Origin of the sequence: Bradyrhizobium sp. McL0615 (genome assembly GCF_049993905.1) — a bacterium.
In the GTDB taxonomy this organism is placed as follows: Bacteria; Pseudomonadota; Alphaproteobacteria; order Rhizobiales; family Xanthobacteraceae; genus Bradyrhizobium.
On the sequence record NZ_CP188254.1, the window covers coordinates 5,717,592 to 5,738,211 of the forward strand.

A 20,620-nucleotide genomic window follows, 5' to 3' on the forward strand; every position below is an offset into this window, starting at 1 on the left:
TTGACGCATCCTACCTGTCCTTTGGGACAATGGACCGGCGGTTGTCGATGGGGAGAATGACCCGCCTCAGTACTGGTTATTCCCGAAATGTGACAGCGGCGTCGTATTGCGAATTCCGAAGGCCACCGCCCAGACGATTGCATCGTTCGAGCAAGGAGTTGGTCCATGTTTGCCCGCGTCAGTACCGCCTCCGTCGAGTTTCCCGGCCTTTTGGGTGTGAACGGTCCCGAAAACGGCTCGCCCGCCAGAGTCAATTCAAACGAATTCAGCTACAAAAAAGGATGCGAGATTTTCGGCGAGAAGGAGCCTGCCGACTACGTGTATCAGGTTATGACCGGCGCAGTCCGAAGCTACAAACTGCTTTCGGACGGCCGCCGGCAGATCGGCGCCTTCCATCTCACTGGCGATATCTTCGGCCTGGAGATCGGGACCGATCATCGCTTCACCGCCGAGGCGATCGTCGACACCACCGTCCGGCTGATGAAGCGATTAAGCCTCGAGCGCGTTGCCGAGATCGACGTGGCGGTGGCCCGCAATCTTCTCAGCATGACGACCAGCAATCTGAGGCATGCCGAGGATCACATGTTGCTGCTCGGCCGCAAGACATCGCTGGAGCGGGTGGCAGCCTTCCTGATGGAGATGGACAAGCGATCGACGGCAGCCGGCATCCTTGCGCTGCCGATGTGCCGCCGCGATATCGCCGACTATCTCGGGCTCACGCTGGAAACGGTGTCGCGCGCACTGTCGCGCCTGCATGGCTTCGGCATTCTCGGCTTCATCGGCAACAACCAGCGCCAGATCGTGCTGCTCGACCGCAAGAAGCTGGCTAGCCTCGATCTTCAGCACTGAACATCGTGTTGGGCGCGGCGCTCGCGCCGAGATGCGCGATGGTCTTGACCAGCACCTCGAACAGCACGGCGGTAGACCAGCCGAACATCAAGATGCCGTTCATCGCGGCCATCGGTCCGAGGAGTTGCCACGCCTTCACGGGCGTGACGTCGCCATAGCCGAGCGTGGTATAGTTGACGAAGGCGAAATACAGGAGGTCGCTGCCTGCGGGGGCCGCACCGACGATGGCATAGGACAGCGACCAGACGACGATCTCGACGGTGTGCGCCAGCATCAACAGCAGCACGGTCGCAATCATGACGCCCATCAAATGCAGCCGCGGAAACGCGCTGTACCGTCGCGCCGCGGCGCGAGCAATTCCGATCGCTCCGACCGTCGCCAACGCATGAATCATGATGGCGATCGCGCTGACGAGTGAGCCGACCAAAAGCTGCAGTAGCATCACGCCCTTCCCGAACTCCCTGCGTCGCGCCAGGTTCTTCGCCACCGCTTCAATGCGGCGCGCAGCCGCACGCGGCGCGTCGACACCACGAGAACTGCCCTGAGCACGATTGCCGTCCCGCTCCTGGGCTCAATCGCGCTTCCGTTGGTGCCGCTCGAGGCGCAACCGCTGCGCTCTCATCCGCTTGATCTCCTCATCAAGCTCGTCCATCTTCTCGTCGTGTCTTTCCGACCGCGACTTGGGCGTCTCGTCAGCGCGTATCTTGTTGAGCGCCTTTTCCACCGAGAGTTTTCTGGTTTCAGCCATGATGTATGCGCGTCCTTCGTGCGAAAAGCTGTTGATCGAGAAACGGCTACTTACCGGCGCTGGCAAACGCCATTTCGACGAATGTCACCGATCGGCGGCCATGTGCGGCCGTTGAGGAATCAACGTCGTCGTGGTCGGCCCCGACCGGATCGTCGTGACCGCTAACGCGGGTCGCCAAAGCGGCTTCTCTGTCATTTCTTGGGAGTGAAAGCGCCGGTCATGGCCTTCATGGCGGACTCTCCCATGCTCCTGGCCTGGTCCGTCATGGCGCGCATCTGGGCCTGAAAAAAGTCGGACTGGATCCGCATGGCATCCTGCGCGTCATTGGCCTTGATCAGCTTGTCGCAGAAGTCGAACGTCGCCGCGACGTTGTGCTGCATGAGACCCGTGAAGTGCTTGGCCTGATCGCCGACCGGCAATTGCGAAGAGCTCAGCCCCTTCTCCAGTAGCTGAAAATACTCGTCGCTGGCCTTGCGGACCCGTCCGAGGTTTTCGGTCAGCATGGTGCGAACCTTCTCCGCCGACATTGACTGTTCCGACATGGTACTCTCCCTTGTTCTGAGGAAATTTCCTATCTGGCGAGCCCGCCAAACCAGGAGGTTCCGAGCGGATCAACCATCACGACATAATAGCGGTCGGTGTCGATTGGGCGGCCCGGTCCGATGATGGGTACGGCGCCCGAGAGCGCGGCGCCTTTAACCCACTGCTCATACATGTCGGTTGAGTCGCCAGAGTAATAGGAGCTGATGACGACGGCGTTGGTGATCTCGCCCGCGGCATTGCGCCGCGGCGTACCGACAGCAATGTAGGCGGTGCGCAGCTTGCCGCCGCCGAGCGATTCCAGGGTGACACCGCCCTCGCCGCCATTCTCCCACTTGGAGGGATTGGCAAGATCGTATTTGCCGCCGAGCTTGAAATTGGCTACCTCGTAATATTGCTTGAGGCCGTCATGCTGAACCTGCGAGGAGCGCCGCGTGAACGGCTGTGCCGTGGCGACCGACGCGCTCAGCGCAATCAACAATAGGCCGACAAAAAGACGGTTCATGGAAAGCTTCCCTGACCAAGAATTTCGGAAAATTTCCAGCCGAGGTCCCCCGCCGGTATTGATCTATCTCAAGGGAATGGCATTCGGCCGATCCCAAGGTTGAGCCCGACAGCAGGGACAAAGTGAATTACATGCCCTTCCTGGCGCATGGCTCGCACCGCAACGTGAGGCGGTCAGCGCCGCTGTCGAGAGCCGCCACCGGCAGGTCAGGAATTTGTGGGCGGAGCTGCTCGAAGGTATCGGGATCAAGCGCGAGGCGGAAAGCGAAACCCCGGATCCTTGACTCAGATCAAGGTCGTCATCCGGCGCCGCGACAAGATTTTTCATCAATCGCCCATCTCCGATCGACTGCGGAGTCCGATCATGAAGCCCGTTTCCGCCGAAGAAGCCGTTGCCATGATCCCGAACGGCGCCAGCATCATGGTCGGTGGCTTCATGGGGGTCGGCACGCCGGAGCGCCTGCTCGACGAGCTGGTACGGCAGAAAAAGTCCGGCCTTTCCCTGATCAGCAATGATGCGGCCGTCCCCGGCAAAGGCGTCGGCAAACTTTTCGAGGCGGCGCAGGTGTCGCGCATGATCGCCACCCACATCGGACTGAACCCGAAGGCACAGCAGCAGATGCTCGGCAACCAGATCACCGTCGATCTTATTCCGCAGGGCACCTTCGTCGAGCGGATTCGCGCCGGCGGCTGTGGCCTCGGCGGCGTGCTGACGCCAACCGGCGTCGGCACCCTCGTCGAGCAGGGCAAGCAGAAAATCGAGGTCAACGGCAGGCCGTATCTGCTGGAAACCGCCCTGCGAGCTGACTTTGCGCTGGTGCACGCGTTCCTCGCCGACTATGCCGGCAATCTTTCCTATGCCCTAACCGCGCGTAATTTCAATCCTGTGATGGCGATGGCCGCGGACACCGTGATCGTCACGGCCGAACATATCGTACCGATCGGCGTGATCGCACCCGACCATGTCGTCACGCCAGGCCCGCTGGTCGATTATCTCGTCGCGAACGGGTGACCCATGGATGCACAAACCCTCATCGCTCGGCGCGTGGCGCACGAGCTTCGCCCCGGCAATCTCGTCAATCTCGGCATCGGTATTCCGACGCTGGTCGCGAACTACGTTCCCGAAGGATTGAAAGTGTTTTTTCAGTCCGAGAACGGGCTGATCGGCACCGGGCCGATTCCCGAGCAAGGCATGGCGCATCCGCTGCTGACCGACGCCGGCGGCAAGTCGATCAGCGCTCTGCCGGGCGCGGCCACCTTCGATAGCGCCATGTCGTTCGGCCTGATCCGCGGCGGCCACGTCGACCTCACCGTGCTCGGCGGCCTGCAGGTCGATGCCGGCGGTCATCTCGCCAACTGGATGATCCCCGGCAAGATGGTGCCGGGTATGGGCGGGGCCATGGATCTGGTGAGCGGGGCCAAGCGCGTGATTGTCGCCATGCAGCACGCCGCCAAGGGCAAATCGAAGATCGTGGCCAAGTGCAACCTGCCCCTGACCTCGGCACGGCCGGTCGATCTCGTGGTGACCGACATGGCGGTGATCGCCTTTCCCGGCGGCAAGGCGACGCTGCAGGAGACGGCGCCCGGCGTCACCGTCGCCGAAGTGCTGGCGGTGACGGAGGCCGAACTCATCATTCCCGACGAAGTCCCGGAAATGAAGCTTTAGAAACGCGGATCGACGACATGCGGATATTCAACGGGTTCGAAGATCTCAGGGCCGCTGTCGGTACCGAGGTCGGCGTCAGCGACTGGATCGAGGTGACACAGGATCGCATCAACAAGTTTGCGGAGGCGACCTGCGACGAGCAGTGGATTCATGTCGACCAGGAACGGGCCATGGCGGAAATGCCAGGCGGCAAAACCATCGCGCATGGCCTGTTATCGTTGAGCCTGACGCCGATGTTCATCCGCTCCGTAATGGGCCTGAAGGGGTTGAAGAACACGTTGAACTACGGTGCGGACCGCATCCGCTACCTATCGCCGGTGCCGGCAGGTTCAGAACTGCGCGGACGCATCAGCATCGCCGAAGCCGAGGACGTGCCGCCCAATGGCTTGCGGGTGCATTATCGCGCGGTGATAGAGATCAAGGGCGGCCAGCGCCCGGCCTGCGTCGCCGAAGTGATCGGGCTGCACTACAGCTGAAACGGGAAGCCGCGGTTATCAATCGATGATGTGGTAGCCGCCATCGATATAGAGCACGCTGCCCGTAATCAGCTTGGCGCCGTCGAGCGCAAGGAACGCGGTCGCCTTCCCGACGTCGTCGATGCTGACAAGGCTGCGCGTCGGTGCCTGCGACTGCGCCTTGTCCATCAACTCGTCGAACTCGGGAATGCCGGACGCCGCGCGTGTGGCTAGCGGACCGGGTGAAATGGCATGAACGCGAATGCCTTTCGGGCCGAGCTCGGCCGCGACGTAGCGCACCGCTGCCTCGAGCGCCGCCTTTGCGACGCCCATGATATTGTAGTTCTTCACCACCATCTGGCTGCCGTAATAAGTCATGGTGAAGATGGTGCCGCCATTCTTCATCAGCGGCTCCGCCAGATGGGCCATCCGCAAGAACGACCAGCACGACACATCCATGGTCTTCTGAAAGCCATCGCGGTCGACATCGACCACACGGCCGTGCAACGCGCCCTTTGGCGAAAAGGCGATGGAATGAAGCAGGAAGTCGAGCTGCCCCCACTCCTTCGCGATGTGTTCGAATACCTTTTCGGTTTCGCCTTCGACCATGACGTCGAGCGGCAGGAAGATCTGCGACTCCAGCGCCTTGGCGAGCGGCTCGACGTGCTTTTTGGCCTTTTCGTTCAGATAGGTGACGGCGATATCGGCCCCCAGCGCACGAAATGCCTTGGCGCAGCCCCACGCGATTGATTGATCATTGGCAATGCCGACGATCAGTCCCTTTTTGCCTTTCAGTGCGACCTTGGTCTCGGGAAATACCGGGATGTTCATGACACTCTCTCGCGCTTCTGGTTTGGAGATTGCCGGTTCATGAGCAGCGCAAGCGTATGCTGCGCAATCATCAGCTCTTCATCGGTGGGGACGACATAGACGGGAATGCGGCTGTCGGACCGCGATATTTTTGCGGCGTGCCTGGCATTCTCGGCCGGATCGAGCGTGACACCGAGCCAGGCCAGCTTGTCGGCAATGCGGGCGCGGATCGAGGCCGAGTTCTCGCCGATTCCTGCGGTAAACACGAAGGCGTCGAGGCCCTGCAGCGCCGCCGCCAGCATACCGGCGTTGAGGCCGACCCGGTAGACAAAATAATCGATCGCGAAGGCCGCGCGCGGATCCTCGCTGGTCTCGAGCTCTCGCATGTCGTTGCTGACGCCTGACAGGCCCTTCAGGCCGCAGTCGCGATAAAGGAAGTTCTGCACGTTTGATACCGACATGCCCTTTTCCGCGATGAGGTAGAGCACCACGCCGGGATCGAGCTGGCCCGGCCGCGTTCCCATCGCTAGTCCGTCGAGCGCCGTGAAACCCATGGTGCTCTCGACGCTCTTTCCGCCCTTCATCGCGCACATCGAGGCGCCGCTGCCGAGATGGGCGACGATCACGCGACCGCCGGCGATATCAGGCGCCACCTGCGGCAGGCGCTTTGCAATGTACTCGTAGGACAGGCCGTGGAAGCCATAGCGCCTGATGCCTTCGGCATGGAGCTGGTGCGGTATCGCGTAATGGTCTGCCAGCGCATCGTGGTCGCGATGAAAGGCGGTATCGAAACAGGCCACCTGCGGTAGTGACGGAAAATTGCCAAGCAGCGTCCTGATCGGCGCGAGGTTATGCGGCTGGTGCAGTGGCGCCAGCGAGCCGTATCGTTCCAGTCGCGTTACGACCGCATGGTCGATCAGCACCGGGCGTGCGTAATCGGGACCGCCATGAACGACGCGATGACCGACGGCGATGGGATTGATATTGCGTTCCTCACGCAGCCAGGCGCCCGCGACGGCCATGGCGGCAGGCACGTCCGCCACGGTCTCGATCGGGTAGGCGCGGTCGGCCAGCGGATCGCCGTCCGGGCCGCTGGCGCGCAAGCGCGGACGGCTGCCGATCCCGTCCATCTGCCCCTTGATCTCCCGCCGCAGTCCGCCCTCGCCTGCTACCGCGAAGACCTGGAACTTCACGCTGGAGGAACCTGCATTGACGACGAGGATCGTGTCCATGGCGGTCACGCGGCGGCTATTGGGGTGCTGCGTCGACGCGCGTCTGCCAGGAGGGCAGCAACCGCGGCAGACGCCATTCGCGACCGCGCGGTATCCGCCCGCGAGGTCAGCACGACGGGCACACGCGCCCCAAGCACGATGCCGGCGCCGTCGGCCTTGGCGAAATACGTAAGATTCTTCGCCAGCATGTTGCCGGACTCCAGATCCGGCACGACCAGGATCTGCGCCCGGCCTGCGACCTCCGACTTGATGCCCTTGATGCGCGCAGCTTCCAGGTCGATCGCATTATCGAACGCAAGCGGTCCGTCGAGAAGTGCTCCGGTTATCTGTTTCCGGTCGGCCATCTTGCACAGCGCGGCGGCCTCGATGGTGGACGGAATCTTGGAGGTGACGGTTTCGACCGCCGACAGGATTGCGACCCTTGGCATGGTGCCGAAACCGGCCTGATTGAACAGATCGACAGCGTTCTGGATGATATCCCGCTTGGCGTCGAGGTCCGGGAAGATATTGATGGCCGCGTCCGTTACGAATACGGTATCGGTATAGGCCGGCACGTCCATGACAAAGACGTGACTGATGCGCCGGTCGGTGCGAAGTCCCCCAACCTTGGCGGCGACGGCACGCATGATCTCATCGGTGTGCAAGCTGCCTTTCATCAGGACTTCGCCCTTGCCTTCGTGGATCAGCTCGACGCCCCGCGCGGCGGCAGCTGCCTCGGTCGGCGCGGTATCGACGATCTCGCAGTCCGAAATGTTCAGACTGTGCCTGGCGGCGACGTCCCTGATCCTGACGGCGGGCCCAACGAGCGTTGCCTTGATGATCCCGGCTTCCGCCGACTCGATCGCACCGCGCAGCGAGCTTTCATCGCAGGGGTGCACGACGACCGTCGACACCGTGCGTACGCCCTTGGCGGCTGCGATCAGACGGTCATATTTTGACCCTGGCTGGGGGGAACTTGCGCTTGCTGGCATGGCACTCATCGCTTCGCTCCGGTGTGCTTGATCAACTGTGCCCCATTCATCGGAGGGTGCCGCGCCGGGACTTTGATCTAAGTCAATCTATCGGGGCTCTTGTTCTAGGCCGCCGCGTCCGTTGCGAGCAATTCGGTGGCGACGCCACCGGCTCTGCGCGTCCGTTGACATAGATCAAGAGGCGCACCCGCAAGTCCTCCCTACCATGATCGGACAGCTTGTTACCCGTGACGGCGGTTTCGCTGCCCGGATGCGAAGACAAGCCAATGCAAATCTGGCAAGGGGAGACGCATCATGAAGGGCAGCGCAGCGCTCAAGAAGGACGTCGGTGCGGGCGATAGCTGGAGCGGGTTCCAGCCGGGCGACTGGTCATCCTCCATCAATGTGCGCGACTTCATCGTTCGCAACGTCACCTCCTATCCAGGCGACGAGAAATTCCTGGCGCCGGCGTCTCAACGCACCAAGGCCGTTTGGGCAAAGCTGCAGCCCTATTTCGCCGAGGAGCGAAAGAAGGGGGTTCTCGCGGTCGATGCAAAGACTCCCTCGACATTGCTGGCGCACGAGGCCGGCTACATCGACCGCGACAATGAGGTCATCGTCGGCCTGCAGACGGACCAGCCGTTCAAGCGGGCGATCTTTCCATTCGGTGGCCTTCGTATGGTGGAAACCGGCGTGAAGGCCGCAGGTTTCGAGCCGGATGCCAAGGTCCATGAAGCCTTCACCAAGTACCGCAAATCGCACAATGACGGCGTCTTCGACGCCTACACGCCGGAGATCATGAATTGCCGCCGCTCCGGCATCATCACCGGCCTTCCGGACTCCTATGGCCGAGGCCGCATCATCGGCGACTACCGCCGCGTGGCTCTGTACGGGACCGATCGTCTGCTGGAAGTCAAGCGCCAGGAACGCGACCAGATCGACGACATGTGGCCGACCGACGAGATCATCCGTTCGCGCGAAGAGTTGGCCGAGCAAATGCGCGCGCTGCAGGACCTCGCTGCGATGGCAAAGCGCTATGGCTGCGACATCACCCAGCCCGCAACCAATGCCCGCGAAGCGTTCCAATGGACCTACTTCGCGTATCTGGGCGCGATCAAGGAGGCCAATGGCGCGGCAATGTCGATCGGGCGCATATCGAGCTTCCTTGACATCTACATCGAACGCGACCTGAAGCAAGGCGTTCTCGATGAAGCCGGAGCGCAGGAGCTTTGGGACCAGCTGGTGCAGAAGCTGCGGATCGTCCGCTTCCTCCGCACGCCTGACTACGATGCGCTGTTCAGCGGCGACCCCTACTGGGCGACCGAGTGCATCGGCGGCATGGACCTCGACGGACGCTCGCTGGTGACCAGGAGCAGCTACCGCATGCTGCATACGCTCTACAATCTCGGTCCCGCCCCGGAGCCGAACATCACCGTGCTGTGGTCCAACCATATGCCGCAGGCCTTCAAGCGCTACTGCGTCAAGGTCAGCAAGGATACGTCCTCGCTGCAATACGAGAACGACGATCTGATGCGGCCGTTCTGGGGCGATGACTATGCGATCGCCTGCTGCGTGTCGGCCATGCGGCTCGGCAAGCAGATGCAGTTCTTCGGCGCCCGGGTCAACCTGGCAAAGGCCCTGCTCTACGCCATCAATGGCGGCCGCGACGAGGTCTCCGGCGATCAGGTGGCGCCCCGAACCATGCCGGTCACGGGCGACTTCCTCGACTACGACGATGTCATGGCGAAGTTCGACACCACCATGGAGTGGCTCGCAAAGACCTATGTGCATGCCATGAACTGCATCCACTACATGCACGACAAGTATTTCTACGAGCGGCTCGAAATGGCGCTGCATGACCGCGATGTTCTGCGTACCATGGCGTTCGGTATCGCCGGACTTTCCGTGGTCGCCGACAGTCTGAGCGCGATCAAATACGGCAAGATCCGCGTGGCCCGCGATGCGGCCGGATTGGTGGTCGACTACCAGAACGAAGGCAATGCCTCGACCCCGCAGTTCGGCAACAACGACGACCGGGTCGACCAGATTGCTTCGGAGATCGTCACGGCGTTCATGGAGAAGATTCGCAAGCATCCGACCTACCGCAACGCGACGCATACCCAGAGCGTTCTCACCATCACCTCGAACGTCGTCTACGGAAAGGCCACCGGCAACACGCCGGACGGCCGCAGAAAGGGCGAACCGTTCGGACCGGGCGCAAATCCGATGCACGGCCGCGACAGCCATGGCTGGCTTGCCTCCTGCCTGTCGGTTGCGAAGCTTCCTTACAAGGACGCGCAGGACGGGATCAGCTACACCGTGTCGATCGCGCCGCAAAAGGCGCATCTGTCCGAAAGCCAGCTCATCGAAGAGGCAACCAAGGCGTTCGATCTCTATTTCGAGCGCGGCGGCTTCCACATGAACCTGAACGTGATCGATCGGGAGGTGCTGGAAGACGCCATCAAGAACCCGGACAAGTATCCGCAGCTGACCATCCGGGTGTCGGGCTATGCGGTCAATTTCGTGCGCCTGACGCCGGAGCAACAAAGGGATGTGATCAGCCGCACCTTCCACGGCCAGATTTGAACTCAAGGGTCTGCCAATGTCGACGGTGCAGCCACTCGAATCCGGAAGTCGTCACGACCTCCGAACCGGTGTTTCGCCGGATGCGCCGGACGAGGACAAGTTCAAGGACGAGGCCGGCGCATTCGGATACTGCCATTCTTACGAGACGTCGTCGCGATACGATGGCCCGGGTCTGCGTATCGTGCTGTTCCTCTCGGGCTGTCTGTTGCGGTGTACCTATTGCCACAACCCGGACACCTGGCACCTGAAGGACGGAACCTACGTTTCGGCCGAGGAGGTGCTGCGTCGGCTTGGCGACTTCGCTCCCTCGCTGCGCAGCCTCGGCGGTGGACTGACGATATCGGGTGGCGAAGCGATGGTGCAGCTCGCCTTCACGAAGCGCATCTTCGCCGGCGCCAAGGCGATGGGCCTGCACACGGCGATCGAGACGTCCGGTTTCCTTGGCGATCGCGCTGACGATTCTTTTCTCTCGGTCGTCGACCTTGTGCTGCTCGATATCAAAAGCTCCGATCCCGATACCTATCGACGGGTGACCGGTCGGGATATCGCGCCGACGCTGCGCTTTGCGGAGCGCCTCGCGTCGGTCTCAAAGCCGGTGTGGGTTCGTTTCACCCTCGTGCCCGGCGCCACCGACGATCCGGCGAATGTCGAAGGGATCGCCCGCTTCGTCGCCCCCATGAAGAACGTCGAATGGGTCGAGGTGCAGCCCTTCCATCAGATGGGTTCGTTCAAGTGGAAGGCGATGGGACTTGAATACAAACACCACGATACGCCACCGCCTTCGCGCGAACTGGTGGACCGGGTTATCGGCCAATTTCGCGATGCGGGCTGTCGTGCCCGCTAACTAGCACCAACTCGAGCCGGAGATGGAAATGTTGGATCTTGCGCGCGACATCATCGGAAGCCAGCCGATCCTGACAGCATTTCTCGCCATCGGCGTCGGTTATTTGGTCGGCCAGATCAATATCTTCGGCTTCTCGCTCGGCGTCGGCGCCGTGCTCTTTGTCGGCCTCGCCATCGGTGCATTCGCGCCGAAAGCCCAGATCATCGGTCCGATCGGCCTCACCGGTCTGATCATGTTCCTGTACGGGATCGGGATTCTCTACGGGCGGCAATTCTTCGAAGGCATCGTCGGGTCGGGCCGGAAATACAACCTGCTGGCACTTGTCGCGTGCCTCGCCGGCCTTGCCGTGGCGCTCGGGCTCGGTCAAGCCTTCGGAATCAAGACCGGCCATACGCTCGGCCTTTACGCGGGATCGATGACGAGCACCGCAACACTTCAGGCGGCGCTTGACGTCACCAAGAGCAAGGATCCGTCGATCGGCTACTCGATCGCCTATCCATTCGGCGTGATTGGCCCCATTCTGTGCATCTATTTCATGACACGAATGGTGCGGCCGAAATTTCCCGCCAAGGCCCAGCGCTTTCACATGGGCGAGATATCCATCGGCGCAAGCTTTGCCGGCAGCACGCTCGACCAGTTGACCAAGGAGTTCTTGCATAATGTCCAGGTGACGATGGTTCGCAAAGCGGGGCAGAATATCGTTCCCACGGGCGATACCGTTCTCGCCGCCGGCGACGCGGTGCTGGTCGTGGCCGAAAGCCAGGACGCGATTGCGAACGCCGCGGGCAAGCTCGGGAAGCTGGAACCGGGTCGGCTGGCCAGTGACAGGGCCGATCTCGACTACATCCGGGTATTCGTCGGCAAGGCCAGCGTGGTGGGTATTCCGCTTTCCAGTCTGCCGATGCCTTCAGGCTTTCCAGCGCACCTTCTGCATGTTCGGCGCTACGATGCCGATCTCGTACCCTCATCCGACTTGATGCTCGAATTTGGCGACCGGGTCGGCGTGTTGACGCCGCCGGAGCGCAAAGAGGAAATCCGCAAACACTTTGGCGACACGGTCAAGGCAACCGCCGAGTTCAGCTATGTGTCGCTTGGTCTGGGAATGGTGCTCGGCGTTCTCCTCGGCTTGATCCCGATTCCGATCCCCGGCGTGGGTGTCGTGACCCTTGGTATCGGCGGCGGCCCGCTCATCGTCGCCCTCATTCTCGGTAAACTGCGCCGCACGGGACCGATGCTCTGGACGATGCCGCTGCCGGCAAACATCGTGCTGCGAAATTTCGGCCTTGCCATATTTCTTGCCACAGTCGGCGTCAATGCCGGCCAGCCCTTTGTCCGCACCGTCGCCGAATCCGGCTTCACCATGCTGTTCATTGGCGTCGCAGTCCTCCTCACCACCGTCGCGATCGTGCTGCTGGTTGGTCACTACATTATGCGAATCCCCTATGACGATCTCGTCGGCGTCGCTTCGGGAGCGACCGGCAATCCCGCCATTCTCGTCTACTCGACCAAGATGGCGCCGACCGATCGGCCTGACATCGGCTACGCGATGATCTTCCCTTCAATGACACTGGTGAAGGTAATCGCCGTGCAGATCGTCGGCCTTCTGACGCTAGGCGGTCCGGGCGGGTGACGGCGTACCCGGCGAGCAGGGAAACCCGAGCATGGCTGAACCTTTACTCTCGGCACAGGCGCCGATTTTCAATTTGCAGGCGTACAGCCCTGCGGAGATCAAGGAGGCTGTCGAGAAGGTCGGTGTGAAGAAGGCCAATCTGCCCTTTCTGGCCTCATTCATGCTGGCGATCGTGGCGGGCGGAGGCGTCGGCTTCGGTGCACTCTACTACACCATCGTAGCCAGCGACCCCACGCTCGGCTTCGCCACGACACGTGTCCTCGGAGGATTCGTTTTCTCTCTCGGCCTGGCGCTCGTCCTCGTTGGAGGAGCCGAGTTGTTTACGGGCAACAACCTGATCGTGATGGCCTGGGCCAGCGGCCAGGTCTCCACCCGCACGATGCTGCGCAACTGGGTCATCGTCTACCTTGGCAACTTCCTTGGAGCGCTTGGGCTCATCGTCCTGGTGTTTTATTCCCATCATCTGGACATGAACGACGGCCGCATCGGGTTGTCGGTGCTGAGCACGGCAGCCGGCAAGATCCGCCCGGATATGGTGACGCTGTTTTTCAAGGGCATCTTGTGCAACGTGCTGGTATGCGCGGCAGTCTGGCTTGCTTATGCAGGCCGATCGGTCACGGACAAAATGATTGCTGTCCTTTTGCCGGTTTCTGCCTTCATAGCTGCGGGTTTCGAGCATTGCGTGGCCAATATGTACTTCCTGCCGCTGGCGTGGCTGCTGGTCCAAACGGGTCACGCGCCGGCGAATTTCGACGCCTCGCTCATCACCATCTCCGGCATCGTCCACAATCTGGTACCGGTAACGTTCGGCAATATCGTCGGCGGTGCCGGTTTCGTTGGCGCCGTATACTGGGCGATCTATCGCGTGACGTTCGAGGCGAACTATCGGGGCGAGAAATAGCCAGTTCAGATTTTCCAACCCGCACAGGACTATCTCCTCGCCCACGATCTATATCGACGACGGATATTAGTCGTCGATTTGATCAGTTGCGCTGGTTGTTCGACCGCGACCGTCATGCCCGGCCTTGTGCCGGGCATCCACGCTTTTCGCGCCACGACCAAGAAAAGTCGTGGGGTTTCCTTTCGAGGCTATTGTGCGCCCTACCGTACGACTACGACGCCTTCGCTTTCGGATCGAGCGAAGTCACTTTGGACGACCGCTCCAAAAATCCCGTAGCGTCAACGCCGAACAGTCCGGCGACCCGCTCCAGACGTTTTGCGACTTCACCGGATATCTCGGCGCTTGCCGACAGGACCTCCTGGATCGCCGCGAACACCTTGCGGCGGTCGTCGATGCCGTCCGGCAGAAGCTTCGGGATGGCGGCAAGCGCCGCCTCCTGGTCGAGCAGCAGCATGAAGAATTGCTCGCGCACCAGCATCTTGAATTCCGGCACCGTAATTCGCGCCGATTCGTCGGCCTGCCGAAGCCGCCGCAGCGCCTCGAGGCTGCGCTCGTCCACCATGCCGCGAGCCGATCCGACATAGAGCAGCGCGCGGATGCCGGCTTCTCTCAACCCGCCGGAGCCGACCTTCGATTTGATCTCGGCGATGCGGGCCTGCAGAAGCGCCCGGTGTTTGGGATCCATCTCGCGTCGTTGCGACGGCGTGGATTGCGGATCTACGCCTACGGCCGACTGCAGTGCCGGCGAGCCATAAATCGTGAGGAACATCGCCTCGCTCAGCGCCTCCTGCGTATCACGCCATTTATCCAGCGAGCTGACGATCTGTTTCGAAATCCTCTCCTGGAAAGCGAGGAAGGGATTGTCCTTGGCCGCCGGCTTGCGCTCTTCGCGCGCCTTGTCGGCTGCGTTCTCCACCGCCGTCATGAACGGATTATGGCTGGAGAACGCCTCGTATTGCACCCGCAGCGGATGCCAGTTGCGCATCAGTTCCGCCATCTGCGGCGTCACCATCGACTTGATCCAGGGCTGGACGTATTTGCGGTAGGCCTCGAGGTTCTTCTCCGAGACGCGCTTGGCGGTCTCGAACCGGCGCTCGTCCTCGGCCGAGTTGCCGCCCATCGCCCTGATGTCATCCAGCGTTCGGGCCTCGCAGCGCATTACCCATTGCCCGACCGCCAGATCGGCATTGGTGGTCTCGGCGCCCCTCGCCTCAAAGGTCGCCTCGTAAAGGCCAGGCGGCAGCACGTCGATCAGGTCGATGTTGCTGGAAAACTCGGCATGTTCCTTCTTCGCGACACCGCCGGAGACAAAGATGCCGAGATGGCCGACGGTTTCGTGCACCGTGTAAACGATGGTTTGCCCGTAGGCCCTGATCTCGTCGACGTCGGCATAAAGCTCGAGGATCCAGTCCAGCGCCTGCTGCGGCGGGGTGATGTTGTCGCCCTGGGAACAGAACACCACGATCGGCGAGCGGATGTTGCGCAGGTCGACCGCCGTGCCATCGGACATCTTGATGCGGCCGGCAGCGAGGTTATTGCCGATGAAGAGTTCATCGACGATGAACTGGATCTCTTCAGCGTTCAGATTGACATGGCCACCCCACCAACGCTCGAACTCGAGATAGCGGTCGGCCTCGGTATCGACCTTGGAGTAAACATTGTATTGCTTACTCCACAGCGTGTTTGATGGATTCTGGCCCTCGAAATTCTGCACCAGCCAGGCACCGTCGAATTTGCCGCCGCCGAGGTCGCCGGTGAGCGCCGTGAGCCAGCTGCCGCCGAGCAGGCCGCCCGAGTAGCGCATCGGATATTTGCCGTGTACGCCGGCCCAGTAGGCCAAAGGCGCGCCGGCGATGATCAGCGGGCCGAACAGTTCCGGGCGCAGCGAAGCGAGAATCATCACGGCCCAGCCGGCTTGGCAATTGCCGATCACGCATGGTTTGCCGTCGGCATCAGGGTGCCGCTCGATCACCTTCGCAAGGAAGATGGCTTCGGCGTGCGCGATGCGTTCGATGGTCTGGCCCGGCACGGGTTCCGGCAGGAAGCCGATGAAGTAGCAGGGATGGCCCGCCTTCATGGCGACGCCGATCTCGCTGTCGGCCTTGAATCCGCCAATCCCGGGGCCGTGGCCGGCGCGAGGGTCGACCACGACGAATGGCCGGCGCTTCAGGTCGATCTCGACGCCCTTGGGCGGAATGATGCGTACCAGCGCATAGTTGACGGGCTGTTCCAGCTTGCGGCCGTCGATAATCAGTTCGGCGGCGTAGCTCAGGACGTGCGGGGCGGTCTGAGCGACATGTTCCCTGTATTGGTCACCCCGCTGTCGCATGACGTCTAGGAACAGGACGCTGCGCTGGCTGGCATCCGTCATGTATTCTACAGCCGAAGCGACAAACCCTGACATCGGGCCGCCCGGCAGCGTTACATTATCCATCGGCATGTTTCGACCTCACTTGTCCCGAAATTCACTCAAGGAGCTTCGAGAAATCGAACGTTGATCTAGGTCAACGTTCGAAAGTCGGTTCGGCAATGCCGGGTCGGCACGGCCAGCGCGTATCCAGGCGACGGTCAGTTCCCAGGCCAGGGACAGAATGATCGGCCCGATAAAGAGACCGACAATTCCGTGCGCGAGTGTTCCCCCGATTACCCCAATGAAGATGACCAGGGTCGGCGTCGTCAGGCCACGTCCCATGACGAGGGGCTTCAATATGTTGTCGAGAATGCCGACCATGACAAGGAACAGCGTTAGCAGGAGCGCGGTAGTGAAATCCTTGTCTATCCAGATCCAGATGATCACCGGAAGCAGGACGATCGCTGCGCCGATTTGCACGATCGTCAGGATCATGACGGCGAAGGCCAGCAGGCCCGCGCCGGGAATGCCGGCCAGCTTGAAACCGATACCGGCCAGCAAGGACTGGATGATTGCAACGCCGATGACGCCTTGGGACACCGCGCGAATGGTGGCACCGGCCAATTCCAGGAAATGCTCGCTATGCTCGGGCACGACGCGGTAGAGGAAGTCCCTGCCCGCTGCCGCGAGCTGCGACCCGTAGGGAAAGAGAAAGCCAGCGAGCGCCACCGACAGCAGGAATTTGAGCGTTCCAACGCCAGCATTGCTCGCGAGTGCGAGCACAATCCCGGCTAATGGTTTCAGATGGGGCGCGACATCGCGCAGAACGGATCGGATGTTGCTGGAGGCCTGATTCCAGAATTCGTGGAGCTGCGGGCCGATGAGAGGCCAACTTTTGACGCCGTTCGGCGGAGACGGAACCACCAGGTTACCGGTTGCCATATATCCGGCTAAGTCCTTCGCGCCCTCCACGGCGCTCAGGCCAAGCCAGGTCGCCGGTCCGATGACGATTCCGAGATTGATCACCGTGAGAATGGCCGCAGCGAGCTTTGGACGACCGCCGAGAAGCCTGGAAATGAGGGTAAAGACAGGATAGAGCGCGACGGCGAGGACGATGCTCCAGGCCAGGATCGGCACAAACGGACGTATCAGAACAAACGTCCAGTAGATCAGGAGAGCGAGCAATCCGAGCCGGATCGCAAGCTGGATGACGTCTTGTCCGGGCCAATACTGGCGAAGGGTTTTCAACGACGCGCCTTCATCTACGAGGGAGGCATGGTATTTCCAAGCTACTTGCGGCTCTGCCGCAATAGTCTTGATCCAGATCAAGCGACTGCAAGCCGGCCCTGCCTTCATCGGAAGACCGCCCTGGTTTGCCGAGGCATGAAGGCTGATGTCCGAGACTATCAACTATGCGACGCGCGAGAATTTGAGCGACGGCAGACAGATCAAGATCCGTGCGCTGCGGCGCGACGACGAGGCCGACATGCTCGCCGCGATCGGAAAGACCAGTGCGCAATCGCTGCAGCGCCGCTTCTTTGTGATGAAGCGTCACTTCTCGGACAAGGAGCGCGCCTTCTTCATGGACGTCGATTTCAAAAATCATGTCGCGATCGTCGCCACGGCAGACGAAGACGGCCGCGAGCTCATTGTCGGCGGCGGCCGGTACATTGTCTTCGAGCCGGGACGAGCCGAGATGGCCTTTGTCGTCATCGACACCTGGCAGGGTCGCGGTATCGGTTCTCTCCTGATGCGCCATCTCGTCAAGATCGCGAGCGTCTCGGGATTGAACGAACTGACGGCAGAAGTCCTGCCGGAAAACACCGCGATGATAAAAGTGTTCGGCAAGTTCGGTTTTCACCCTGCCCCACGCCGGGATCCCCAGACGCTCCACCTGGTACTGAAGCTGGGTTAGTGACCTCCGGCCATCCCGTTACCCGAGCCCAAAATCAAGCATATGCCGCGCGCGGAGCGCTGCGGCGTCGAATGCCGCAGCTGATGCAGTCAGTTGGCCGGTTCGGACCTTCACCTTAGCCCCAACGGCGAACGCCGGTAGCCGTTGTTCCGGGCTTCCTTTCTGCACACGAAACTGCCGTCAAATCCAGACGCGTAGCGCTTCTGACCTTTCGAGTAATAGCGCTCGCTTCCGAAATCGAGCCAGACGACCGCATCGCCGGGACAATGGCGCTGCGCCTGGGACTCATAGCGGAATGGCGTGAGCCCCTGCCCCATTGCGCCTTGCGACGCACATGAACTGAGGACGAGCCATGCGGCGAAGCGGCCATTGAAGTCCAATCGCATGTCTCACCTGCCTCGTTCTGCCGCCGAACGTCCACCATCGGGCTGGGTGCAACTTACCATGAAGACCAGGAAGGAACAGCGGCCGCCGGCTAATGCGCGGTAGCCGTTCAACAACATCTGATCGAACCGCCGATCTACATCAATCAGGCATGTGGGAGTAGCTGGAAATTATTGGCGGGGCCAAGGGTAGCTCGGTGCCGCCTCGCCGCGAAGCTGCGAAGGAGGCACACCGGATATTTTGGATCGTAGGTTTGAGCCTGTGCCGGCGTAACGGCCAGCACGATAATCGCGACGACCGGTGCGGCAAGCGCAGTCATCAGAATGTCCTTTGAGGCAATATTATTGCGATACATTTCCGCCTCCTCCCCGATCAATTGGGTGGTTTCAATTCAGCTGTTTTGGGTGGCGGCTGATTGGAAACCGGCGCTACCCTTTTGTCGTCGGGGTTACAGCCCTTTGGTTGGCTCTTGTCGGCAGCGACACGCACGAAAGGATCGCGGACGATTACCTTAAGAGCCAAAAGCTCATCCCGATCCAGGTAAGAGATTTTCCTCGGCGGCGTTGCAACCATTTTGCCAATCGTTGAAGGCGGGATGCCAAGTTTGGCCGAAACTCTTGCTAGCCGAACAGTATCGCGAAGCGTCCGAGGATCCTCTCCGCCATGAGGATTGCTGACGGAGTGGACGCCGATCCTTGCAATTTGAGATACAAAACGCTTTCTGCTCGCCAGGAAGATGAACGCACATACCGAATTGCACTCTTTGGAAACGTACGTGACCAGCCTCTTCAGACGCGTCATATGTGCAATCTGGGAGCCCTCAAAAAGTGACCCGCCTTCCGAGCTGATATCAAGACCGACAATTCGCCGATCGGAGCTGAAGTAGGATCGAAATCGCGCGAAGTCGCCATCGTCTACGACACCCCGCAGCTTCAACACATCACCGGTGCAACCAGCGACCCGCGAGATTTCCATGCCGGCGCAATCGCTGGCGAAAAGGATGACCAATGTGATTAGTATTATTCTTGTCATCTGGTCCTCGACTAAAACGCGGAGTCACAAGCAAAGCGGCCGCCAATATTTTTATCAATCGAGGTACCGCGGTTTGATTTGGATCAAATGAGCCAGGTTGACACGATGGCGAAACCTGCAGCCGATATAATCTCGGCCGATGACCAGATCCTGACTGTTGCCCGGGCGCCCACGGCTTCAGGTCCAACTCGCCCGAGTAGATCCGCCTCGTCCCTCGGACCACACTTCAGCAAAAACACTACGATAACCGTGAAGGTGAGCCTTATAAACTCGGGCTTTCTCGCACTGCCCGCGTCGCTCGTCGTCGTCGACCACCCGCCGCCAGAGTGCAGCACTTCTTTCGCACTTTCCATTTTCTGGTGAACGCGAGCCAGGCGAAGTTGCGGGGATTTCGCTTCTGCCCGCCAGATGCTGCATGTCGCCGTCGCACTTACCGCCAAGCGCACCTCTTCAATGTTTCGCTCACGTCATTGAAGATGCTTCGCATTTTCTCAACCGGAAGAGCAGATTCAACTGGCCAAAAGAAAATCTTCCTTTCAAAGGCCGATCAATTTTGCACGAATTGCGTACCGGACCAACTCGGCGGTCGATGAAACGTTGAGCTTGCGCATTGCGGATGCGCGATGGGTCTCGACCGTCTTCACGCTGAGATTTAGGACCGAGCCCACGGATTTGTTGGTGTGTCCCTCGGCGATCAACTGAACAACGCTCTGTTCTCGCGAAGATAGCAATATCTCCGATTTGTCCTTCTTGTTTGACTGATAGTCATGAAGCAACTTCTCCAGCAAAACACTGGTGAAGTAAGGTCGGTGGTCAAGTAATGCTTCGATAGCCGCAATAAGGTGGCTCCTCGCATCTGACTTCAGCAGGAATCCCCGCACGCCTGCCAGAAGGGCTTCCGTCAGGATATCTTCGCGTTCATGCATCGTGAGAATGAGCACTTCTGTATTCAGATGATGCAATTTAATTCGACGGCTGACCTCCAACCCATTCATAACGGGCATCGAGTAATCGACGATCGCTACATCCGGCTTCATTTTCAAAGCCAACGCAACGGCCTCCCTGCCATCGCTCGCCTCCCCGCCCACGACCCAGTCGGCGCGAGTTTCGATGATCGCGCGAAGACCGGAGCGAACGACTTCATGGTCGTCCGCAATCAGTATCTGCTTCACAGTGACGTTCCTGTCGGTTGGAGCCACTGGCCAGGCGATCGGCGATAGCAAT

The 20,620-nt window shown here is 60.7% G+C and carries 21 protein-coding genes and 1 pseudogene; 9 read left to right on the forward strand and 13 right to left on the reverse strand.

Annotation, left to right across the window (positions count from 1 at the left end):
• The first annotated feature begins 165 nt into the window (after positions 1 to 165).
• The gene (locus ACPPVP_RS27365) at positions 166 to 849 is read left to right on the forward strand and encodes a helix-turn-helix domain-containing protein (RefSeq protein WP_426526247.1); all 684 of its coding nucleotides are present in this window, start codon (positions 166 to 168) and stop codon (positions 847 to 849) included.
• On the opposite strand, the gene ACPPVP_RS27370 is transcribed toward ACPPVP_RS27365, so the two are convergent.
• The 4 genes and pseudogenes from ACPPVP_RS27370 to ACPPVP_RS27385 all read right to left on the reverse strand — a co-directional run.
• Positions 827 to 1,291, reverse strand: coding sequence for an ion channel (locus ACPPVP_RS27370; RefSeq protein ID WP_426526249.1), 465 nt, complete (start codon positions 1,289 to 1,291; stop codon positions 827 to 829). The genes ACPPVP_RS27365 and ACPPVP_RS27370 overlap by 23 nt on opposite strands.
• A gap of 129 nt (positions 1,292 to 1,420) precedes the next feature.
• Entirely contained in the window at positions 1,421 to 1,597 is a 177-nt protein-coding gene (locus ACPPVP_RS27375) for a hypothetical protein (RefSeq protein ID WP_426526251.1), read from the reverse strand.
• Positions 1,598 to 1,788: 191 nt separating this feature from the next.
• Positions 1,789 to 2,139, reverse strand: coding sequence for a phasin (locus ACPPVP_RS27380; protein WP_426526253.1), 351 nt, complete (start codon positions 2,137 to 2,139; stop codon positions 1,789 to 1,791).
• 56 nt (positions 2,140 to 2,195) lie between these two features.
• Positions 2,196 to 2,642: pseudogene (locus ACPPVP_RS27385) on the reverse strand (alpha/beta hydrolase); the annotation flags it as partial.
• A 363-nt stretch (positions 2,643 to 3,005) separates the two neighbouring features.
• Between ACPPVP_RS27385 and ACPPVP_RS27390 the strand changes: the two are divergent.
• The 3 genes from ACPPVP_RS27390 to ACPPVP_RS27400 are packed head-to-tail and all read left to right on the forward strand — an operon-like array spanning position 3,006 to position 4,783.
• Positions 3,006 to 3,653 (forward strand): CoA transferase subunit A, encoded by a 648-nt coding sequence (locus ACPPVP_RS27390; protein WP_426526255.1) that lies wholly within the window; start codon positions 3,006 to 3,008, stop codon positions 3,651 to 3,653.
• Between the two features lie 3 nt (positions 3,654 to 3,656).
• On the forward strand, positions 3,657 to 4,307 hold the full coding sequence (locus ACPPVP_RS27395) for a 3-oxoacid CoA-transferase subunit B (protein WP_426526257.1): 651 nt from the start codon (positions 3,657 to 3,659) through the stop codon (positions 4,305 to 4,307).
• 17 nt (positions 4,308 to 4,324) lie between these two features.
• The gene (locus tag ACPPVP_RS27400) at positions 4,325 to 4,783 is read left to right on the forward strand and encodes a MaoC family dehydratase (protein ID WP_426526259.1); all 459 of its coding nucleotides are present in this window, start codon (positions 4,325 to 4,327) and stop codon (positions 4,781 to 4,783) included.
• Positions 4,784 to 4,801: 18 nt separating this feature from the next.
• On the opposite strand, the gene fabI is transcribed toward ACPPVP_RS27400, so the two are convergent.
• The 3 genes from fabI to ACPPVP_RS27415 are packed head-to-tail and all read right to left on the reverse strand — an operon-like array spanning position 4,802 to position 7,784.
• Positions 4,802 to 5,593, reverse strand: a complete 792-nt coding sequence (gene fabI / locus ACPPVP_RS27405; protein ID WP_426526261.1) for an enoyl-ACP reductase FabI — start codon at positions 5,591 to 5,593, stop codon at positions 4,802 to 4,804.
• Complete coding sequence (locus ACPPVP_RS27410) at positions 5,590 to 6,804, reverse strand: acetate/propionate family kinase (RefSeq protein WP_426526263.1); 1,215 nt, start codon at positions 6,802 to 6,804, stop codon at positions 5,590 to 5,592. The genes fabI and ACPPVP_RS27410 overlap by 4 nt, the downstream gene beginning before the upstream one ends.
• A gap of 5 nt (positions 6,805 to 6,809) precedes the next feature.
• Positions 6,810 to 7,784: a phosphate acetyltransferase gene (locus ACPPVP_RS27415; RefSeq protein ID WP_426526265.1), complete on the reverse strand. Its 975-nt coding sequence runs from the start codon at positions 7,782 to 7,784 to the stop codon at positions 6,810 to 6,812.
• 285 nt (positions 7,785 to 8,069) lie between these two features.
• On the opposite strand from ACPPVP_RS27415, the gene pflB reads away from it, so the two are divergent.
• From pflB to ACPPVP_RS27435, 4 genes are read left to right on the forward strand one after another with little or no spacing between them, the layout of a single operon-like run.
• Complete coding sequence (gene pflB / locus ACPPVP_RS27420; RefSeq protein ID WP_426526267.1) at positions 8,070 to 10,340, forward strand: formate C-acetyltransferase; 2,271 nt, start codon at positions 8,070 to 8,072, stop codon at positions 10,338 to 10,340.
• Between the two features lie 16 nt (positions 10,341 to 10,356).
• Positions 10,357 to 11,184, forward strand: a complete 828-nt coding sequence (pflA, locus tag ACPPVP_RS27425; RefSeq protein WP_426526269.1) for a pyruvate formate-lyase-activating protein — start codon at positions 10,357 to 10,359, stop codon at positions 11,182 to 11,184.
• A 28-nt stretch (positions 11,185 to 11,212) separates the two neighbouring features.
• Entirely contained in the window at positions 11,213 to 12,814 is a 1,602-nt protein-coding gene (locus ACPPVP_RS27430) for an aspartate:alanine exchanger family transporter (protein WP_426526271.1), read from the forward strand.
• 31 nt (positions 12,815 to 12,845) lie between these two features.
• Entirely contained in the window at positions 12,846 to 13,715 is an 870-nt protein-coding gene (locus tag ACPPVP_RS27435) for a formate/nitrite transporter family protein (RefSeq protein WP_426526273.1), read from the forward strand.
• 211 nt (positions 13,716 to 13,926) lie between these two features.
• Here ACPPVP_RS27435 and ACPPVP_RS27440 read toward each other — a convergent pair whose 3' ends face one another.
• Complete coding sequence (locus ACPPVP_RS27440) at positions 13,927 to 16,155, reverse strand: DUF3141 domain-containing protein (protein ID WP_426526275.1); 2,229 nt, start codon at positions 16,153 to 16,155, stop codon at positions 13,927 to 13,929.
• 9 nt (positions 16,156 to 16,164) lie between these two features.
• Complete coding sequence (locus tag ACPPVP_RS27445; protein ID WP_426538087.1) at positions 16,165 to 17,313, reverse strand: AI-2E family transporter; 1,149 nt, start codon at positions 17,311 to 17,313, stop codon at positions 16,165 to 16,167.
• A gap of 145 nt (positions 17,314 to 17,458) precedes the next feature.
• Between ACPPVP_RS27445 and ACPPVP_RS27450 the strand changes: the two genes are divergently transcribed.
• Positions 17,459 to 17,980: an N-acetyltransferase family protein gene (locus ACPPVP_RS27450; RefSeq protein WP_426526277.1), complete on the forward strand. Its 522-nt coding sequence runs from the start codon at positions 17,459 to 17,461 to the stop codon at positions 17,978 to 17,980.
• A gap of 110 nt (positions 17,981 to 18,090) precedes the next feature.
• On the opposite strand, the gene ACPPVP_RS27455 is transcribed toward ACPPVP_RS27450, so the two are convergent.
• The 4 genes from ACPPVP_RS27455 to ACPPVP_RS27470 form a co-directional block, all read right to left on the reverse strand.
• Positions 18,091 to 18,366 carry a hypothetical protein gene (locus ACPPVP_RS27455; RefSeq protein WP_426526279.1) on the reverse strand — a complete coding sequence of 92 codons (276 nt, stop codon included), beginning with the start codon at positions 18,364 to 18,366 and terminating at the stop codon, positions 18,091 to 18,093.
• 143 nt (positions 18,367 to 18,509) lie between these two features.
• Positions 18,510 to 18,719 carry a hypothetical protein gene (locus tag ACPPVP_RS27460; RefSeq protein ID WP_426526281.1) on the reverse strand — a complete coding sequence of 70 codons (210 nt, stop codon included), beginning with the start codon at positions 18,717 to 18,719 and terminating at the stop codon, positions 18,510 to 18,512.
• A 17-nt stretch (positions 18,720 to 18,736) separates the two neighbouring features.
• The gene (locus ACPPVP_RS27465; protein WP_426526283.1) at positions 18,737 to 19,396 is read right to left on the reverse strand and encodes a hypothetical protein; all 660 of its coding nucleotides are present in this window, start codon (positions 19,394 to 19,396) and stop codon (positions 18,737 to 18,739) included.
• A gap of 536 nt (positions 19,397 to 19,932) precedes the next feature.
• Positions 19,933 to 20,568 (reverse strand): response regulator transcription factor, encoded by a 636-nt coding sequence (locus tag ACPPVP_RS27470; RefSeq protein WP_426526285.1) that lies wholly within the window; start codon positions 20,566 to 20,568, stop codon positions 19,933 to 19,935.
• Between the last annotated feature and the right edge of the window lie 52 nt (positions 20,569 to 20,620).

Coding starts and splice junctions, on each gene's coding strand:
- ACPPVP_RS27365 (WP_426526247.1), top strand. CDS start 166: ATGTTTGCCCGCGTCAGTACCGCCTCCGTCGAGTTTCCCGGCCTTTTG.
- ACPPVP_RS27370 (WP_426526249.1), bottom strand. CDS start 1,291: ATGCTACTGCAGCTTTTGGTCGGCTCACTCGTCAGCGCGATCGCCATC.
- ACPPVP_RS27375 (WP_426526251.1), bottom strand. CDS start 1,597: ATGGCTGAAACCAGAAAACTCTCGGTGGAAAAGGCGCTCAACAAGATA.
- ACPPVP_RS27380 (WP_426526253.1), bottom strand. CDS start 2,139: ATGTCGGAACAGTCAATGTCGGCGGAGAAGGTTCGCACCATGCTGACC.
- ACPPVP_RS27390 (WP_426526255.1), top strand. CDS start 3,006: ATGAAGCCCGTTTCCGCCGAAGAAGCCGTTGCCATGATCCCGAACGGC.
- ACPPVP_RS27395 (WP_426526257.1), top strand. CDS start 3,657: ATGGATGCACAAACCCTCATCGCTCGGCGCGTGGCGCACGAGCTTCGC.
- ACPPVP_RS27400 (WP_426526259.1), top strand. CDS start 4,325: ATGCGGATATTCAACGGGTTCGAAGATCTCAGGGCCGCTGTCGGTACC.
- fabI (WP_426526261.1), bottom strand. CDS start 5,593: ATGAACATCCCGGTATTTCCCGAGACCAAGGTCGCACTGAAAGGCAAA.
- ACPPVP_RS27410 (WP_426526263.1), bottom strand. CDS start 6,804: ATGGACACGATCCTCGTCGTCAATGCAGGTTCCTCCAGCGTGAAGTTC.
- ACPPVP_RS27415 (WP_426526265.1), bottom strand. CDS start 7,784: ATGAGTGCCATGCCAGCAAGCGCAAGTTCCCCCCAGCCAGGGTCAAAA.
- pflB (WP_426526267.1), top strand. CDS start 8,070: ATGAAGGGCAGCGCAGCGCTCAAGAAGGACGTCGGTGCGGGCGATAGC.
- pflA (WP_426526269.1), top strand. CDS start 10,357: ATGTCGACGGTGCAGCCACTCGAATCCGGAAGTCGTCACGACCTCCGA.
- ACPPVP_RS27430 (WP_426526271.1), top strand. CDS start 11,213: ATGTTGGATCTTGCGCGCGACATCATCGGAAGCCAGCCGATCCTGACA.
- ACPPVP_RS27435 (WP_426526273.1), top strand. CDS start 12,846: ATGGCTGAACCTTTACTCTCGGCACAGGCGCCGATTTTCAATTTGCAG.
- ACPPVP_RS27440 (WP_426526275.1), bottom strand. CDS start 16,155: ATGCCGATGGATAATGTAACGCTGCCGGGCGGCCCGATGTCAGGGTTT.
- ACPPVP_RS27450 (WP_426526277.1), top strand. CDS start 17,459: ATGTCCGAGACTATCAACTATGCGACGCGCGAGAATTTGAGCGACGGC.
- ACPPVP_RS27455 (WP_426526279.1), bottom strand. CDS start 18,366: ATGCGATTGGACTTCAATGGCCGCTTCGCCGCATGGCTCGTCCTCAGT.
- ACPPVP_RS27460 (WP_426526281.1), bottom strand. CDS start 18,719: ATGTATCGCAATAATATTGCCTCAAAGGACATTCTGATGACTGCGCTT.
- ACPPVP_RS27465 (WP_426526283.1), bottom strand. CDS start 19,396: ATGACAAGAATAATACTAATCACATTGGTCATCCTTTTCGCCAGCGAT.